The following is a 16865-nucleotide window of genomic DNA, read 5'->3' as shown; positions in this document are numbered from 1 at the left end:
GATTCATTTTAAAGAAGATGAGGTATTAATGTCTGTCGTAATCATTTTAGAAAATACTGTAAAAGTAAGCGCCGATTGAAAGGTAAATAAATAGCCCAATAATGTCATTTAATGTTGTGATAAATGGGCCTGTAGCTAAGGCAGGATCTACTTTTGCTTTGTGCAGCATTAAAGGAATTAGGGTGCCGGTAATTGCGGCGAAGATAATAACAGAAAATAGGGCTGCTGATACAGACATGGTTAATGCTAAAGAATCTTCGAAAAAATAATTCCATAAAAACAATATAGAAGAGCAGGTAGTTGCATTAATTAGTGCTCCGCCAAGTTCACGCATCAAACGGCTAAAGGTGCTTTCGAAACCTAAGGAATTGCTGGCAATACCTTGTACAATAATAGCTGATGATTGTACACCTACGTTTCCACCCATTGCTGTAATAAGTGGAATGAAGAAAGCAAGAGCGGGAGTTAGTTTAAGTCCTTCTCCGTGAATAGAAATAACAAATGCCGAAAGAACGCCACCAACTAAACCAATAAGTAACCAAGGTAAACGCGCTCTTGTTTGGAGTAAAATAGAGTCGTTTGCTTCAATATCTTCTGAGATACCTGATGCCATTTGGTAATCTTTCTCGGCTTCGTCACGAATAACATCAACAACATCATCAATAGTGATTCGTCCTACCAATCGACTAATGCTATCAATTACCGGAAGAGCTACCAGGTCATATTTCTCCATGATAAGGGATACTTCTTCGGCAGATTGATCGGTATGAACTGACATGACATCAGGTTCGTAAATGTTAACGATTTTCGCAGATGTAGGACTTAGGATCATTTTTTTTAGTGAAAGTGTCCCAATTAATTTTCTATCATCGTCAACAACATAAACGTAGTATATTTCATCAATGTCTTCAGCCTGACGGCTAAGTTCACGAAGGCAAGTTAGAACGGTCCAATTTTCATTGACAACGACCAGTTCTTTTCCCATTAAACCACCGGCAGTATTTTCATCGTAATGAAGAAGATCCAAAATATGTCCAGCAGCCTCAACATCTTCAATATGTGAAAGAATTTCTTCTCGTTTTTCATCAGGGAGTCCACCAATAAGATCGGCTGCATCATCAGAACTCATATGGTCGATGAATTTTTTTGCAATCACCTCTATAGGAAGAACTTTGATAAAGCGTTTTCTATCATCTTCTTCTATTTCGGCAAGAACGTCAGCGCCAGTGTCGCCATCAAGAAGGAGGAATACGTATATGGCTTCCTCGGTGTTTAATTCGTCTAAAATATCAGCAATATCAGCAGCGTGTAGATCTTCAATCTTAGCTCTTGCTTGGGACTTATTTTCCTGATCTATTAGATTTTTAAGATCATCGATGTATTCGCGTGTTAATTCAAATTGCATAACATCTTATTTTTGAGTGTTTGACGAATTCTCTTAAGGCATAGATCTGATTATTAACATACGTATGAATAACTATATAGAAAAGCTTATGCAGACTATTTGTATTGATTATATGAAAATAGGTTTTAATATAATTTAAGATCTGATGACTATTTACCTTAAAATCGAAATATGACTAAATAGAAGGTAAGGTAATAGAATTTTATTTTTAGGAGAAGTGTTTTATGGAATAAAGTATTTATTCAGCTAAAAGTGCTTCTATTTTATTAGTTAATTCTACAAATTCATTAACGGTAAGTTGTTCGGGTCTTTGTCCCATAATGCTATCCTCCAATTTTTTATCGCCGAGAATACTTTTAAGAGAGTTTCGGAGTGTTTTACGGCGCTGGTTAAAGCCAGTTTTAACAATTCTGATAAATAGGGGTTCACTACATTCTAAATGTGTAGTGGTGTTGCGACTCATACGAATAACACCAGAATTAACTTTTGGCGGTGGATTGAAAACCTCAGGACCAACCGTGAAAAGATAATCAATATTGTAGAAAGCTTGCATCAATACACTTAAAATACCGTAGGCTTTACAGCTAGGTTTTGCACTCATGCGTTCGGCTACTTCTTTTTGAATCATACACACGACTTCAGGTATATGATCTCTATAATCAAGAACTCTAAAGAAAATTTGAGATGAAATATTGTATGGGAAATTGCCTATAATGGAAAATGGTTCATCAAATAATTTTGATAAATCATATTTTAGAAAATCTTCACTGATAATTCGACCATCAAGTTGTGGATAGTTTTCCTTTAAGTAGGCTACCGATTCTTTATCAATCTCAACGACATGAGTCTCGAAACTTTTATTAGGTAAAAGGTATTGAGTTAAAACACCCATTCCTGGGCCTATTTCCAATACCTTATTTATTTGTTCGCCATTTAGACTGTCAACAATTTTTCTTGCGATATTTAAATCTTTTAAGAAATGTTGACCTAAACTTTTCTTTGCTCTAACTTGTCCCATACTCTGGTCTTCTATACTTTTTTTAACAGTCGTTTCAATTCTTAGGCTGAAAAACGAAAGTATTTTACAAACATTTCACTATTTTTGCACTTAACTTGTCACATAGTCACGACAAATTTAGAACTAAATACCATAAGAACAGGATTTCCTTGTTGAAATTTTAAAATTCATTGACAAGTAAATTTAGAATCGTTTGCTTTAGGAACTTCTACTGTATATAATTCAATTTGATTATTTATAATTTAATTGAAAATTCTTTTGTTCAATAATAACTAAGTAAACTTGGGTATTTAAGTAGACACGTTGTACATAAACTTAACACATTGAAAAAAACATTAAGCCAAAGCATCAAATTTCTGTTTTTCCTTTCTATAAGTGCTTTTTTATTTTGGTTAATATATAGAGGGCAGAATACATCTGAGATTCTTAAAGTTTTGAAAAATGATGTGAATTATTTTTGGATATTTATCTCACTTACATTTGGACTGTTAAGTCATGTTAGTCGGACAATTAGATGGAATATGCTAATTGAATCTTTAGGTAAAAAGCCACGTTTTATAAATACATTTTTGGCTGTTATGGTTGGCTATTTTGCAAATTTAGCTTTACCAAGAATGGGGGAAATTTCGCGATGTGGTGTCATTAGTAAGTATGAAGATGTTTCCTTCTCAAAGTTAATTGGTACTGTTGTTCTGGAAAGAGCTTTAGATATTCTTATGTTATTGTTGTTTTTGCTAATTGCTTTGGTGACGCAATTTGATGTCTTGTCAGATTTTATAACAAGAAACCCCGAAGTTAGTTCTGGCTTGTCAACGGTTTTTGCATCTTCAACTACGATGTATGTTTTAGCAGGTATCGTTTTACTCTTGTTCATTTTTGTAAAGAAATTTAAACATACCGCATTCTACAAAAAGATTACGTTTGTTCTAGCTAATTTTATGGATGGTTTTAGAGCAATTCGTAAACTTGACAACAAATTATTATTTGTATTTCATACCGTGTTTATATGGGTGATGTATTATATGATGACTTATATTTGCTTTTTTAGTTTTGGCTTTACTTCAAATTTGCCGGCTTTAGCAGGTTTAACTGTCTTTGTTATGGGGAGTTTTGGAATGGTTGCTCCTGTGCAAGGAGGAATTGGAGCTTGGCATTTTATGGTTATTGCTACACTTTTAATATATCTTCCAGATACACCAAATATTGAGAAACTTTCTCGAAGTTTTGCATTAGTTGTCCATGGGTCACAAACAGCAATGATTATTATTTTAGGTGCACTTTCCGTAATCATTCTTCCTTTTGTAAATCGAAAAAACATCATAAAATAGAAGTTGATATATAATATTATGAGTGTAAGGTTTCAAATAGAAGAGGTTGAAAATAATTTGTCAAGACAAAATTTTTTGGAGCTCCCAATGGAATTGTACAAAGGTGAGCCGAATTGGGTTTGCCCTCTTGATAGCGAAATAGAGGCTATTTTTGATTCTGAAAAAAATAAGATGTTTCGACATGGAGCCTGCTGTCGTTGGATATTGAAAAATTCAGAGGGACATGTAATTGGTAGAGTTGCTGCTTTTGTTGATAATAAAACTAAAGATTTAAGTGAACAGTCTACCGGAGGAATGGGTTTTTTTGAATGTATTGACGATAAAGAAGCTGCTTTTATACTTTTTGATCGTTGTGTAGATTGGTTAAAAGGGCAAGGTGTTGAAGCAATGGATGGACCAATAAATTTTGGTGAGCGTCATCAATGGTGGGGATTATTGGTTGATGGCTTTCATAGACCTCTTTACGGTATGCCTTATTCTTTGCCTTATTATCGAAATTTGTTTGAAACATATGGTTTTAAGACCTATTTTAAACAATATACCTATAAAACACTTTTTTCTACCGATAGCTTGAGTGAAATTATTACCTGGAAAGCTAAACGAGTTTTAGCTAATCCTGATTATTCAATCGTACATTTTAGAAAGAACAATAGAACAAATTTTATTAAAGATTTTGTTCATATCTACAATGAAGCTTGGGTTTCTACCATTCCTGGTGTTGATTCTATGACAGAGAACCATGCTACGGAGACGTTTAATACTATGGAGTCTGTGTTGGATGAAAGATTATTATGGTTTGCCTACCATAAGAATGAGCCAATCGGCTTTTTTATTATGACCCCTGATCTAAATGAAATTTTGTCGAATTCTAAGGGAAAATTTGGGTTGTTAGAGAAAATTAAATTCTTGCAATACAAATATCTTAAAAAGAATAAAAATGCGATGGGCCTTATATTTGGTGTTATTCCAGCATTTCAATCAAAAGGGATCGATGCGGCAATGATTTATCAATTTTCGAAGGAGGGATTTAATTCAAAATTTCCTTTCAAAACGCTTGAAATGAATTGGATTGGAGATTTTAATCCTCGCATGATGCATATGATGGAACACATTGGCGCATCAATATATAAAACACATATCACCTATAGAAAACTATTTGATGAGAATAAAGAATTTAAGCGTTCTCCTATTGTTCAATAGGAGTCTTTATTCTGTATCTTTTAGTATAAGTGGGAATTTATCCCTTTAAAATGGACTTTATAATGTTTAAAGTCCATTTTCAGTATGAAATTTTATTCTGAGTAGGTGAATATCTTCTTCCGAATAATCTTCTTCTCCTAGTTCGTCTAAAGCTTCTTCTATGTCATCTGTTTCAGCTTCGTTGAAGTATTCCATTACTTCGTCTTGTTTATCTTCATCAATAATTTCGTCGATATAATAATCAATGTTGAGTTTTGTTCCTGAATACACTATGGCATCCATCTCTTTAAGGAGAGTTGGGAAATCCATACCTTTTGCATCAGCAATATCATTAAGATCCATTTTTCTATCAACACATTGAATAATATAAACCTTGAACTTAGATTTGTTTGCAATAGATTTTACGACCATATCTTGTGCACGTTCAATATCGTTCTCTTCAACATGTTTGGCTATTAATGCCGCGAACTCTTTCCCAAAACGTTTTGCTTTACCAGCACCTACACCTTGAATATGTGACATTTCTTCAATGGTTATAGGATAATTAATAGCCATATCCTCAAGAGATGGATCTTGGAATATAACGTAAGGTGGTGTGTTTTTAATTTTGGATATTTTCTTACGTAAATCTTTTAGTATTTTTAAAAGAACAGTATCAACCACTGCTGTGCTAGATGATTTTGGTGATTCAGTATCTGTTTCATTAAACGAATGATCATCGGTAAGCATAAAAGGTGTTGGGTTGGCAAGGAATTCATGACCTTTAGGCTTTATTTTAATGGTTCCATATTGCTCTATGTCCTTTTCAATAAATAAATTAATAAGAGCACGGCGATATACCATATTCCAAAAGTGTTGATCTTTATCTTTACCGCAACCAAAAAGCTCGAGCTCGTCGTGCTTATATGATTTAATTGAAGAGTTTTCTTCTCCTGTAAGGATGTTTACAAGGTGATCTATTTTGAATCGTTCTTTTACAGCTTTAACAACATTAAGTGCTTTAATAACGAAATTTTCTCCTTGGAATTCTTTTTTAGGATGTAAGCAGTTGTCACAGTTTCCGCAATTTGTTACGGTGTGATTCTCTCCAAAGTAGTGTAGAAGTATTGCTCGACGACATACCGCAGATTCGGCGTAAGATACTGTCTCAAGTAAGAGTTGTTTGCCAATTTCTTGCTCAGCAATTGGTTTGCCTTGCATAAATTTCTCAAGTTTCTGAATGTCTTTGTAGCTATAAAAAGTTAGGCAATGACCTTCGCCACCATCTCTACCTGCTCGTCCCGTTTCTTGATAGTAACCTTCTAAACTTTTGGGAATATCATAGTGAATTACAAAACGAACATCTGGTTTGTCAATACCCATTCCAAAGGCTATTGTTGCTACTACAACGTCTACATCTTCCATCAGAAATTTGTCTTGGTTTCCTGATCGTGTTGCAGAGTCCATGCCAGCATGGTAAGGAATAGCATTAATTCCATTTACTTGTAAAGTTTCAGCAAGCTCTTCAACTTTTTTTCTGCTTAAACAGTATATAATACCAGATTTTCCTTCATTCTTTCGAATGAATTTAATTATTTCTTTAGTGGCATTAGTTTTGGGCTTTACTTCATAATATAGGTTGGGACGATTAAAAGAGGATTTATAAACTTTGGCGGTTAACATACCAAGGTTTTTTTGAATATCATGCTGAACCTTAGGCGTTGCTGTTGCTGTTAAGGCAATTATTGGAGCTTTCCCAATTTCTTCAACAATAGGTCTAATTTTACGATATTCAGGGCGAAAATCGTGTCCCCATTCTGAGATACAGTGAGCTTCGTCTACGGCATAAAAAGAAATTTTAATATTCTTAAGAAATTGAATATTACTTTCTTTTGTGAGCGATTCCGGGGCAACATATAAAAGTTTTGTTCTACCTTCAATAACGTCTTCTTTAACTTTTAATGTAGCTGATTTTGAAAGAGAAGAATTCATAAAATGAGCAACACTATCATCTTCACTAAAATTTCTCATGGCATCAACCTGATTCTTCATCAGTGCAATAAGGGGCGATATGATTATAGCGGTACCTTCAAGCATCATGGCTGGTAATTGATAACACAATGATTTACCTCCACCAGTTGGCATTAATACAAATGAATCGTTACCATTAAGGACGTTATTTATAACTTCTTCTTGACTACCTTTGAAAGTGTCAAAGCCAAAATTTTTCTTTAAATGACTAACTAGGTCAAACTTTTTTCCCATTTTATATAAATTGTTGTCACTGAAATTTGTGTTAGATTTTTTTTTTCGATTTGCCGAAGAAAACTTCGAGCTAATTGTAAAAAAAAATAACCTTAAATTATTTGTTGTTTTTTTTCGTAAAGCTGAGAATGCGCTAAATTAATAAAATGTTTTGCGGATTTCGTTTTTAAAGGTGTGATTTTTACCTTCGGTCAGCCTTTTTTATTCAATAAATGAATACTTTTGTATTTAAATTTAGATAAAGATTTGATATAAACAAAACCTTGAAATGATTTAGTCGATTTTAATATTCCCTTATGCTAATGTGGTCATTAAAGGTCAATAGAACATTAACAAGTTAATACTGATAAGTTTTGAATTCAATAGATAGAATAAAAGAAATTGCAAAAAATACAATATTAGATGAGGCTAGAACTATTAATCAACTAGTTGATTATATAGATGATGATTTTGCGAAAGTTGTTGAACTAATTTTAAAGAGTAAGGGACGTGTTGTTGTTACCGGAATTGGTAAAAGTGCGAATATTGCGACTAAAATTGTAGCCACTTTAAATTCTACGGGAACACCATCAATGTTTATGCATGCTGCTGATGCTATTCATGGTGACCTTGGTATGATTATGCCAGATGATATTATAATTTGTATATCTAAGAGTGGAAATACGCCAGAAATTAAAGTTTTGGCACCTTTGATCAAAAATATTGGAAATACATTAGTTGGAATGGTAGCTGGTTTGGATTCGTTTTTAGCAAAGCAGTCGGATTATGTGCTAAAAGCAGTATCTGATAAAGAGGCTGATCCAAATAATTTAGCTCCTACAAATTCAACAACTGCACAATTAGTAATTGGTGATGCATTGGCTGTATCTTTACTTCAAATGCGTCAATTCTCATCTCAGGATTTTGCGAAATTTCATCCTGGCGGCGCTTTAGGCAAAAAATTATATTTACGAGTAAGTGATCTTTTACTTAGTCAAATAGCACCTCAAGTAAATCCCAATGACGATATTCGTACTGTTATTTTAGAGATTTCATCGAAACGAATGGGAGCAGCAGCAGTTATTGGCGACGATAATGAACTTTTAGGGATTATAACAGATGGTGATTTACGTCGAATGATGCAGCAATACGAGGATGTTAAGCCTCTAAAAGCACGTGATATTATGTCTGTGTCACCTAAAATAATTGGCGAAGAAGAATTAGCTATCAATGCTTTTCACATGATGGAGAATAATAGTATTACTCAATTAGTCGTTTGCGACGGTGAAAGATATATTGGACTAGTTCATTTACATGATATTTTAAAAGAAGGAATTATGTAATTCTTTTGTTCTTTATATAGAGATTTGCAGGTTTTTAATTGTAATTAATTTTATATGTCAGAGAAAGAAGAAGGAATGAGTTTCCTAGAACACTTAGAAGAATTACGATGGCATTTAATTCGTGCTGTTTTAGCCGTTTTGGTATTTGCAATTTTAGCCTTTGTGTTTTACGACGTCGTTTTTGATGATATTATTTTAGCACCTAAGAATGCTGATTTCTTCACCAATAGGATGTTCGCTCAATTTGCTGATTTAATTGGTGTTGAATCTTTAAAGATTAATACTCAGCCATTTCAATTGATAAATATAAATATGGCGGGGCAGTTTGCTACTCATATTACAGTTTCATTGGTAATTGGTTTAATAGTAGGTTTTCCCTATTTATTTTTTGAATTTTGGCGTTTCGTTCGACCAGCTCTTTATTCAAATGAAAAGAAGCATGCAAGAGGTTCTATTTTTTATACAAGTTTTCTTTTTGCCCTTGGCGTCTTATTTGGTTATTACTTAATTACGCCATTGTCCGTTCATTTTTTAGGCTCGTATAACGTGTCTTCTCAAGTGCTTAATCAGATTAATTTAAGCTCATATATTTCAACTGTTACATCTATTGTTTTGGCAAGTGGTGTTATTTTTGAATTACCTATATTGATTTTTTTCTTGAGTAAAATTGGCTTAATTAGTCCTGAGTTCTTGAAAAAATATAGAAAGCATGCTGTTGTGTTGATGCTAGTTTTATCTGCCATCATTACACCACCAGATATTTTTTCTCAGGTATTGGTTTGTTTGCCATTATTGATTTTGTATGAAGTAGGGATTAGTATTTCTAAGCGAGTTCAAAAACAGCAAGCTAAAGAATTTGAATAGTATTTTGAGACAAAGAATAGTGTTTCGATTTGTGTTTCTATCCTGTTTGATTGTCTAAAATTATAAGACGATCCTATCATGTTCATTTATTAAATTTATACATGTTTAAATTATTTAAAGGATTCGTATTGTCTTTGTTTATTCTAATTGGAATAGGTATGAGTCAATCTGCATATACTCAGGTTACCAAACTTAGAGGTAAAATAGTCGATGCTGAAACTAAAGAGCCTTTACCTTTTGTAAATATTGCATTTAAAGGAACTACAATAGGAACAACAACCGATTTTGATGGAAATTATTTCTTAGAAACTAGAACACCTTCTGATTCTTTATATATTTCTTTTGTAGGTTACAAAGAGAAAGTTTTTAAAATTAAGAAAGATGTTTTTCAAACCTTAGATGTTGAGTTGCATTCTGAAATGGTAGCTCTTAATGAGATTAAAGTTATTCCTGGAGAAAATCCTGCTCATATTGTTTTACGTAAAATAATTGCACGTAAGAAAAAAAATAATCCATCTCGATTGGAATCCTATCAGTACGAAGGTTATACTAAGATGGAAATGGACCTGAATAATATTGGCGATGATTTTAAGAATAAGAAAATCATGCGACAGTTTCAATTTGTTTTTGATTATGTTGATACCTCTGTCGTAACAGGTAAAAGCTATTTGCCTGTTTTTATTACAGAATCAATATCTGATTACTATTATCGTAAAAGCCCAAAACTTGAGAGAGAAGTAATTAAGGCATCAAAAATGTCGGGGATAAAAGATAATGCTAGTATTGCTCAGTTTACAGGACAATTGCACCAGAATGTTAATATCTACGATAACTTTATTGATCTTTTTGATAAGGGTTTTGTGAGTCCTATAGCTGATGGAGGACTGAATTATTATAGATACTACCTAACGGATAGTGCTTATAGAGATGGGAATTGGTGTTATCATATGTCCTTTAAACCCAAAAGAAAATTAGATCCCTGTTTTATTGGCGATTTTTGGGTTGCAGATACAAGTTTTGCTATTGATAATATGAAAATGCGTATCAGCAAAGATGTTAATCTAAATTGGGTGACGGATGTAGTAAGCACAAACCAATTTCAAAAGCTAAATGACTCGACTTGGTTTTTAAAAAAACAGGATTTATTTGTTGACTTTATGTTGACAAATAGGGACACTACAAGTCAGATGGGATTCTTTGGAAGGAAATCTATTTCCTACAAAAATGTTAAGCTAAATGCTCCTATAAGAGAAGAAATCGTAAAACTTGATAATAATGTTATTGTAAACGATGATGCCTTAAGTAAGGAAACGGCTTACTGGGACGATGCACGACCTTTTAAACTCTCTAAGCGTGAATCTGGTATTTATTCGATGGTTGATTCTATTAAAAATGTGCCATTATACAGAAATATTATTGATATTATTCAAACTTTTGTAACCGGATATTACGCTAAAGGTTTGTTCGAATATGGTCCCTACTATAAGCTCTATTCTTTTAATGAAATTGAAGGGAATCGTTTTATGTTTGGAGGTCGTACTTCGAATGAATTCAGTACTAAAGTCATGTACAACGCTCATGTTGCTTATGGCGATAAGGATAAACGAATTAAGTATGGTTTGGGCTTTTTGTATATGATTGATAAGCTACCTAGGGAGAGTTTTGGTATGCAATATAAACACGACATTTATCAGTTGGGAAAGAGTCCGAATGCTTTTACTGAAGGAAATATTTTAGCTTCGTTGTTGGAAAGGAATCCTAATAACAAGTTGACCATGATGGATCAGTTTGAAGCTCATTACGAAAAAGAGTGGTTTAGGGGTTTTATGAATACAGTTAAGTTCCGATATAGAGATATTTCACCAACATCGATTGTTCCTTTTGAAAAGTCTGATGGAACATCGATTTCTGCGATTAAATCGTCTGAAATTGAATTAAAAACTCGTTGGACAAAGAATGAAAGAGTCATAATGGGTGAGTTTGAGAGGGTTTCTTTAGGAGGTCCTGTTCCAATTGTAAGTCTTTATATGACGATGGGAGTTAAGGGCTTATTTGGATCCGATTATGAATATTATAAGACTGATTTAAGTGTTGATCATACTGTAGATTTACCACCATTTGGAAAGTTGCGATATCTAGTTACAGCTTCAAAATTATGGGGTAAGGTGCCCTATCCTTTGTTATCGTTGCACGAGGGAAACGAGACTTATGCTTTCGATCCTTATGCTTTTAATATGATGAATTATTATGAGTTTGCCAGTGATCAGTACCTTAGTCTTTCTTTAGAGCATCATTTCAATGGTTTTATTATGAATCGAATTCCGTTGTTTAAAAAGTTAAAGTGGCGTTCTGTTGTTTCAGCTAAAGGCTTATGGGGAACTTTATCGGATAAAAATGATGGGGGATTGGACGTTACGAACGCAGTTATGAGGTTTCCTGATGGACTTTCCGATGTAACAGATCCCTATTTCGAAGCGAGTGTTGGTATTGAGAATATCTTTAAATTCTTTCGTGTTGATGCGATGTGGAGACTTAATCATTTAGAGCCTAATCCAAATCAAGATTTTGAAGAATTTGGAATTCGAGCTATGTTTCAGTTCACATTCTAGACTTTAAATCTATCTTAGAAAGATATATTAACATATCAGTCTAAACACTATTCCTAACAGTTTTATATATTTGCACTACTCAGGGAGAAAACCTAAAGCATTTTTATGATTTTAAGAGCTGAAAATTTAGTCAAGAAATACAAAAGCCGTACAGTTGTTAAAGGCGTTTCGGTAGAAGTTAAGCAAGGTGAAATTGTTGGATTGCTTGGCCCTAATGGAGCGGGTAAAACAACATCGTTTTATATGATTGTTGGGTTGATTCAGCCCAATGGTGGACGAATTTATCTTGATGATAGAGAAATAACGAAAGAGCCTGTGTATAAAAGAGCACAAATGGGAGTAGGCTATTTGGCTCAAGAAGCATCTGTGTTTCGTAAGCTTAGTGTTGAGGATAATATTACGGCTGTTCTTCAAATGTCTGATTTTTCGAAGGAGTATCAGAAGCAGCGTTTAGAAGAAATGTTGGATGAGTTTAGCTTACAGAAGATACGTAAGAGCTTGGGAATTCAGCTTTCGGGTGGTGAGCGTAGAAGAACTGAGATAGCAAGAGCTTTATCAATTAAACCAAAGTTTATTCTTTTAGATGAACCATTTGCTGGGGTAGACCCTATTGCGGTTGAAGATATTCAAGATATCGTTCGTAAACTTAAAGATAAGAATATTGGTATTTTGATTACCGACCACAATGTACAAGAAACGCTCTCGATTACCGAAAGAGCGTATCTATTATTTGAAGGTAGTATTCTTAAATCGGGAACAGCCGAAGAGCTCGCTTCTGATGAAGATGTGCGTCGAGTGTACTTAGGAAAGAATTTTGAGTTGAGACGCGCAAAATAAATTCCATTGTTATATTAATTCAATATAAATTTAGGCTTTGTTTAGGTTGTTGAAATTGACGTGTTTAAAACGTGTTTGTTGATTGGGAATACCCTTTTGTTTTGAGTTGAAAAAATGTGAAAATAAAAAAGATAAAAAAAAATCATCTTTTTTCAATTTTACTATTGCACAAATAAAAAAAGACGTTTATATTTGCACCGCAATTAACCTGCGGATGTGGCGTAATTGGTAGCCGCGCTAGACTTAGGATCTAGTGCCGAGAGGCGTGGGGGTTCGAGTCCCTTCATCCGCACATAGAAAATAACCCTAAACCGCCCTGCTGAAGATGTTATAGACATCATGCTTGTGGCGGTTTTTTGCAATTTTAAAGGTCTTATCATTCTAATAGCTAAAAAATGAATATCACAAGAACCAACACAGATGATTTGAATACTGTAATTAAATTACAGTTAGTAAAGGAAGATTATGTGAGTCAAGTTGACTCTGTGCTTAAGGAACACCGTAAAAAAGCAAGTATTGATGGTTTCCGTCCAGGGAAAGTACCAATGGGTTTAATCAAAAAAATGTATGGTACTCCAGTTTTAGCTGACGAAGTAAATAAAATTCTTGGTCAAGAACTATATAAGTACATAGAGGAAAATAAGATTCAAATTTTAGGAGAGCCTCTTCCAAGTGATACAGAACAAAAGAGTATTGACTGGGAAAAAGATACTGAGTTCGAATTTGTATTCGACCTTGCTATTGCTCCTGAGTACACTCTTAACCTAAGCAAAAGAGATAAAATCAACTTCTTTAAAATTGCAGTTGATGAGAAAATGATTCAGAATGGTGTTGATATGCATGCTCGTCGTTTTGGTTCTAACGAAGAAGCTGAAGTTGTAGAAGACAAAGAAATTCTTAAAGGAAACTTTGCTCAACTTGATGCTGAAGGTAACATCGTAGAAGGTGGTATCGCAAACGAAGATGTAGCTATTTCATTGGAATATATGAAAGACGAAGAGTCTAAAGCTAAATTTGTAGGTGCTAACGTAAATCAGATAATCACTTTCAATCCTGCTAAGGCATTCCCTAATAGATCAGATTTAGCTTCTATGTTGGGTATTGCTCAAGAAATGGCTGAAACTTTAGAGTCTGATTTCCAATATACAATCACTAACATTTCTAAGTTTATTCCTGCTGAAATGAATCAGGAGTTATTCGATAAAGTTTTTGGTGAAGGTAAAGTTGCTAACGAGGACGAATTCAAAAACCAAATTAAAGCTGATATTGAAGCTCAATTGGTTAATGATAGCGATTATAAATTCCTTATCGACGCAAAAGAAAAATTAGTTAAGAAAGCTAAGATTAAACTTCCTGAGGCATTTTTGAAACGTTGGATTCTTGCAACAAACAAAGAAATGACTGCTGAGCAAATCGAAAGCGATTTTGATAAATATTCTGATGATATCAGATGGCAGTTGATTAAAGAAAAGTTAGTAAAAGAAAATGACCTTAAAGTTAACGAAGAAGAGGTTGTTGAATTTGCTAAAAAACAAGCTTTAATGCAATTCCAACAGTACGGTATGATGGACGTTCCAGAAGAGTACTTGACTAACTATGCTAAGCAAATGTTAGAAAACAAGGACGAAGCTAGAAAGATTTGGGATCGTAAATTAGACGACAAAGTTGTTGAATACCTTAAAAATACAATCAAGATCGAAGAGAAAGAGGTTTCTACTGAAGATTTTAATAAAATGTTTGAATAAACATTTATTTAATAAATACATTTGCAACCACGTTCTAAAGGGCGTGGTTGTTTTTTTTTCAGCATTTTGTTTACTGATGATAATAACAGCAATATTTTAGTTATTTTAGCTAAACGTAAATATTAAACTAGAATATTAAATAACAGTCTTTTGTTTTGGTGGGCTTTACCCTTCCAATTCTTAAATAAAATATTTTCATCCTATGATACCACAAGACGAATTTAAGAAGTTTGCAACTCAGCATAGAGGAATAAGTAGTTTATCATTCGATAAATATGCAGCTGCTAGTAACGCATATATTTCTCCTACAATTATTGAGGAACGTCAATTAAACGTTGCTTCTATGGACGTGTTTTCTCGTTTGATGATGGATAGAATCATCTTTTTAGGTGTACCTATCGATGATTATGTAGCTAATATTATTATGGCTCAACTTTTATTTCTTGAGTCAACTGACGCTTCAAAGGATATTCAAATTTATTTTAATACCCCAGGCGGATCTGTTTATGCCGGTTTAGGTATTTACGATACCATGCAATACATTAATTGTGACATTGCTACAATTTGTACAGGTATGGCTGCTTCAATGGGTGCTGTTTTATTAACAGCTGGTGCAAAAGGTAAGCGATCAGCATTAAAACACTCTCGTGTGATGATTCACCAACCAATGGGTGGTGCACAAGGGCAGGCTTCTGATATTGAAATTACAGCTCGTGAGATTATGAAGTTAAAGAAAGAACTTTATACTATTATTTCGGATCACTCAGGTATGCCTTACAAAACGGTAGAGAAAAATTCTGATCGTGATTATTGGATGACTGCTCAAGAGGCCAAAGAATATGGTATGATCGATGAGGTTTTACTTCGAGAACCAAAAAAATAAAAGCTGAAAAAATTATAAAGAGTTGAGTAATGCAAAGTTATGTCGAAAATTCTTAACTTTGCATTCTTAATATAAGAGGTTTTGTATTTGAAAATACAAAGACTGATTTAATTGTAAAACAAATGGTTTAATGATGTTATGAACTGACGTCGGCAAACCAAAAGACTATATTTTATTATGGATAAGTGTTCATTTTGTGGGCGAGATAAAAAAGATACCAATCTTTTAATTGCAGGAATTAGTGGTCATATCTGTGATAGTTGTATTGAACAGGCTTATGCTATTGTTCAAGAAGAATCTAAGATTAATTCAAATCTTGATCTTCATGAGCTTACTTTGTTGAAGCCAATGGAGATTAAAGCATTTTTGGATCAATATGTAATTGGGCAAGATGCTGCTAAGAAATACCTTTCGGTTGCCGTTTATAACCACTATAAAAGATTGCTTCAAGAAGACGATGAAGAAGAGATTGAAATTGAAAAATCGAATATCATCTTAGTTGGAGAAACAGGAACAGGTAAGACACTTTTGGCAAAAACAATTGCTAAAATGTTACATGTACCATTTACTATTGTTGATGCAACAGTACTAACGGAAGCAGGTTACGTTGGTGAAGATATTGAGTCGATTCTTACAAGATTATTGCAAGCTTCGGATTACGATGTTGAGGCTGCAGAAAAAGGAATTGTCTTTATCGATGAAATTGATAAAATTGCTCGCAAGAGTGATAACCCATCAATAACACGTGATGTTTCTGGTGAAGGAGTTCAACAAGGTTTGTTGAAATTACTTGAAGGATCTATTATTAACGTACCACCACAAGGCGGACGTAAGCATCCTGATCAAAAAATGATTCCAGTAAATACTAAGAATGTACTTTTCATTTGTGGAGGTGCTTTTGATGGAATTCAACGTAAAATCGCTCAGCGTTTAAATACTGCTGTTGTTGGTTTTAATGCGAGTAAAGTTGCTGAGAAAGTTGATCAAGAAAACTTCTTGCAATATATAGCTCCACAGGATTTAAAATCATTTGGTTTAATCCCTGAGATTATTGGTCGTTTACCAGTCTTAACATATTTAGAGCCTCTTGATAGAGCAGCTCTTAGAAGTATTCTTACAGAGCCTAAAAACTCTATTATTAAGCAATACAATAAATTGTTTAGTATTGATGATATCGAATTGACTTTTGAAGAAACTGCTTTAGAATATATCGTTGATAAGGCTTTGGAATACAAATTAGGTGCACGTGGATTGCGTTCAATTTGTGAGGCTATAATGATGGATGCCATGTTTGAATTGCCAACATCTGGTGAAAAATCAGTATTGATTGACGCTAAATATGCAGCAAGTAAACTAGAGAAAGCAAATATTAAGCATTTGAGAATAGCTTAAGTCATATTTCATATCAAA

The 16865-nt window shown here is 33.6% G+C and carries 12 protein-coding genes and 1 tRNA gene; 10 read left to right on the top strand and 3 right to left on the bottom strand.

Features of this window, described 5'->3' with window-relative positions:
• Nucleotides 1-46: 46 nt before the first annotated feature.
• Complete coding sequence (gene mgtE / locus EMN46_RS01810; protein ID WP_154198955.1) at nt 47-1405, bottom strand: magnesium transporter; 1359 nt, start codon at nt 1403-1405, stop codon at nt 47-49.
• Nucleotides 1406-1643: 238 nt separating this feature from the next.
• Nucleotides 1644-2423 (bottom strand): 16S rRNA (adenine(1518)-N(6)/adenine(1519)-N(6))-dimethyltransferase RsmA, encoded by a 780-nt coding sequence (gene rsmA / locus EMN46_RS01805; RefSeq protein ID WP_154198954.1) that lies wholly within the window; start codon nt 2421-2423, stop codon nt 1644-1646.
• Between the two features lie 323 nt (nt 2424-2746).
• On the opposite strand from rsmA, the gene EMN46_RS01800 reads away from it, so the two are divergent.
• Together EMN46_RS01800 and EMN46_RS01795 are read left to right on the top strand one after the other, a co-directional pair.
• Nucleotides 2747-3751, top strand: a complete 1005-nt coding sequence (locus EMN46_RS01800) for a lysylphosphatidylglycerol synthase transmembrane domain-containing protein (RefSeq protein ID WP_154198953.1) — start codon at nt 2747-2749, stop codon at nt 3749-3751.
• Nucleotides 3752-3769: 18 nt separating this feature from the next.
• Nucleotides 3770-4951: a hypothetical protein gene (locus EMN46_RS01795; protein ID WP_154198952.1), complete on the top strand. Its 1182-nt coding sequence runs from the start codon at nt 3770-3772 to the stop codon at nt 4949-4951.
• A gap of 66 nt (nt 4952-5017) precedes the next feature.
• Here the strand turns inward: EMN46_RS01795 and recQ are convergent, their stop codons facing one another.
• On the bottom strand, nt 5018-7195 hold the full coding sequence (gene recQ / locus EMN46_RS01790; RefSeq protein WP_154198951.1) for a DNA helicase RecQ: 2178 nt from the start codon (nt 7193-7195) through the stop codon (nt 5018-5020).
• A 353-nt stretch (nt 7196-7548) separates the two neighbouring features.
• Here recQ and EMN46_RS01785 point away from each other — a divergent pair, with 353 nt between their 5' ends.
• The 8 genes from EMN46_RS01785 to clpX all read left to right on the top strand — a co-directional run bounded on the left by EMN46_RS01785 (nt 7549) and on the right by clpX (nt 16847).
• Nucleotides 7549-8517 carry an SIS domain-containing protein gene (locus tag EMN46_RS01785; protein WP_154198950.1) on the top strand — a complete coding sequence of 323 codons (969 nt, stop codon included), beginning with the start codon at nt 7549-7551 and terminating at the stop codon, nt 8515-8517.
• Between the two features lie 54 nt (nt 8518-8571).
• Complete coding sequence (gene tatC, locus EMN46_RS01780) at nt 8572-9381, top strand: twin-arginine translocase subunit TatC (RefSeq protein ID WP_154198949.1); 810 nt, start codon at nt 8572-8574, stop codon at nt 9379-9381.
• Between the two features lie 101 nt (nt 9382-9482).
• Complete coding sequence (locus EMN46_RS01775) at nt 9483-11990, top strand: DUF5686 and carboxypeptidase-like regulatory domain-containing protein (RefSeq protein WP_154198948.1); 2508 nt, start codon at nt 9483-9485, stop codon at nt 11988-11990.
• A gap of 105 nt (nt 11991-12095) precedes the next feature.
• Nucleotides 12096-12827 carry an LPS export ABC transporter ATP-binding protein gene (lptB, locus tag EMN46_RS01770; protein ID WP_154198947.1) on the top strand — a complete coding sequence of 244 codons (732 nt, stop codon included), beginning with the start codon at nt 12096-12098 and terminating at the stop codon, nt 12825-12827.
• Between the two features lie 210 nt (nt 12828-13037).
• Nucleotides 13038-13119 (top strand) — tRNA-Leu (locus EMN46_RS01765).
• Nucleotides 13120-13222: 103 nt separating this feature from the next.
• Complete coding sequence (gene tig / locus EMN46_RS01760; protein WP_154198946.1) at nt 13223-14572, top strand: trigger factor; 1350 nt, start codon at nt 13223-13225, stop codon at nt 14570-14572.
• Between the two features lie 202 nt (nt 14573-14774).
• Nucleotides 14775-15455: an ATP-dependent Clp endopeptidase proteolytic subunit ClpP gene (gene clpP / locus EMN46_RS01755; RefSeq protein ID WP_154198945.1), complete on the top strand. Its 681-nt coding sequence runs from the start codon at nt 14775-14777 to the stop codon at nt 15453-15455.
• A 177-nt stretch (nt 15456-15632) separates the two neighbouring features.
• Nucleotides 15633-16847: an ATP-dependent Clp protease ATP-binding subunit ClpX gene (gene clpX / locus EMN46_RS01750; protein WP_154198944.1), complete on the top strand. Its 1215-nt coding sequence runs from the start codon at nt 15633-15635 to the stop codon at nt 16845-16847.
• The last annotated feature ends 18 nt before the right edge of the window (nt 16848-16865 follow it).

The sequence above is a fragment of the Ancylomarina sp. 16SWW S1-10-2 genome, assembly GCF_009669305.1.
GTDB lineage: Bacteria > Bacteroidota > Bacteroidia > Bacteroidales > Marinifilaceae > Ancylomarina.
Note: the sequence above shows the minus strand (reverse complement) of the source record. Positions and strands in the feature narration are given on the sequence as shown.

Excerpts from the sequence above, each read along its gene's own strand:
- clpP (WP_154198945.1), top strand. The coding sequence starts at position 14,775 with ATGATACCACAAGACGAATTTAAGAAGTTTGCAACTCAGCATAGAGGA.
- EMN46_RS01795 (WP_154198952.1), top strand. The coding sequence starts at position 3,770 with ATGAGTGTAAGGTTTCAAATAGAAGAGGTTGAAAATAATTTGTCAAGA.
- clpX (WP_154198944.1), top strand. The coding sequence starts at position 15,633 with ATGGATAAGTGTTCATTTTGTGGGCGAGATAAAAAAGATACCAATCTT.
- tatC (WP_154198949.1), top strand. The coding sequence starts at position 8,572 with ATGTCAGAGAAAGAAGAAGGAATGAGTTTCCTAGAACACTTAGAAGAA.
- recQ (WP_154198951.1), bottom strand. The coding sequence starts at position 7,195 with ATGGGAAAAAAGTTTGACCTAGTTAGTCATTTAAAGAAAAATTTTGGC.
- mgtE (WP_154198955.1), bottom strand. The coding sequence starts at position 1,405 with ATGCAATTTGAATTAACACGCGAATACATCGATGATCTTAAAAATCTA.
- EMN46_RS01775 (WP_154198948.1), top strand. The coding sequence starts at position 9,483 with ATGTTTAAATTATTTAAAGGATTCGTATTGTCTTTGTTTATTCTAATT.
- lptB (WP_154198947.1), top strand. The coding sequence starts at position 12,096 with ATGATTTTAAGAGCTGAAAATTTAGTCAAGAAATACAAAAGCCGTACA.
- tig (WP_154198946.1), top strand. The coding sequence starts at position 13,223 with ATGAATATCACAAGAACCAACACAGATGATTTGAATACTGTAATTAAA.
- rsmA (WP_154198954.1), bottom strand. The coding sequence starts at position 2,423 with ATGGGACAAGTTAGAGCAAAGAAAAGTTTAGGTCAACATTTCTTAAAA.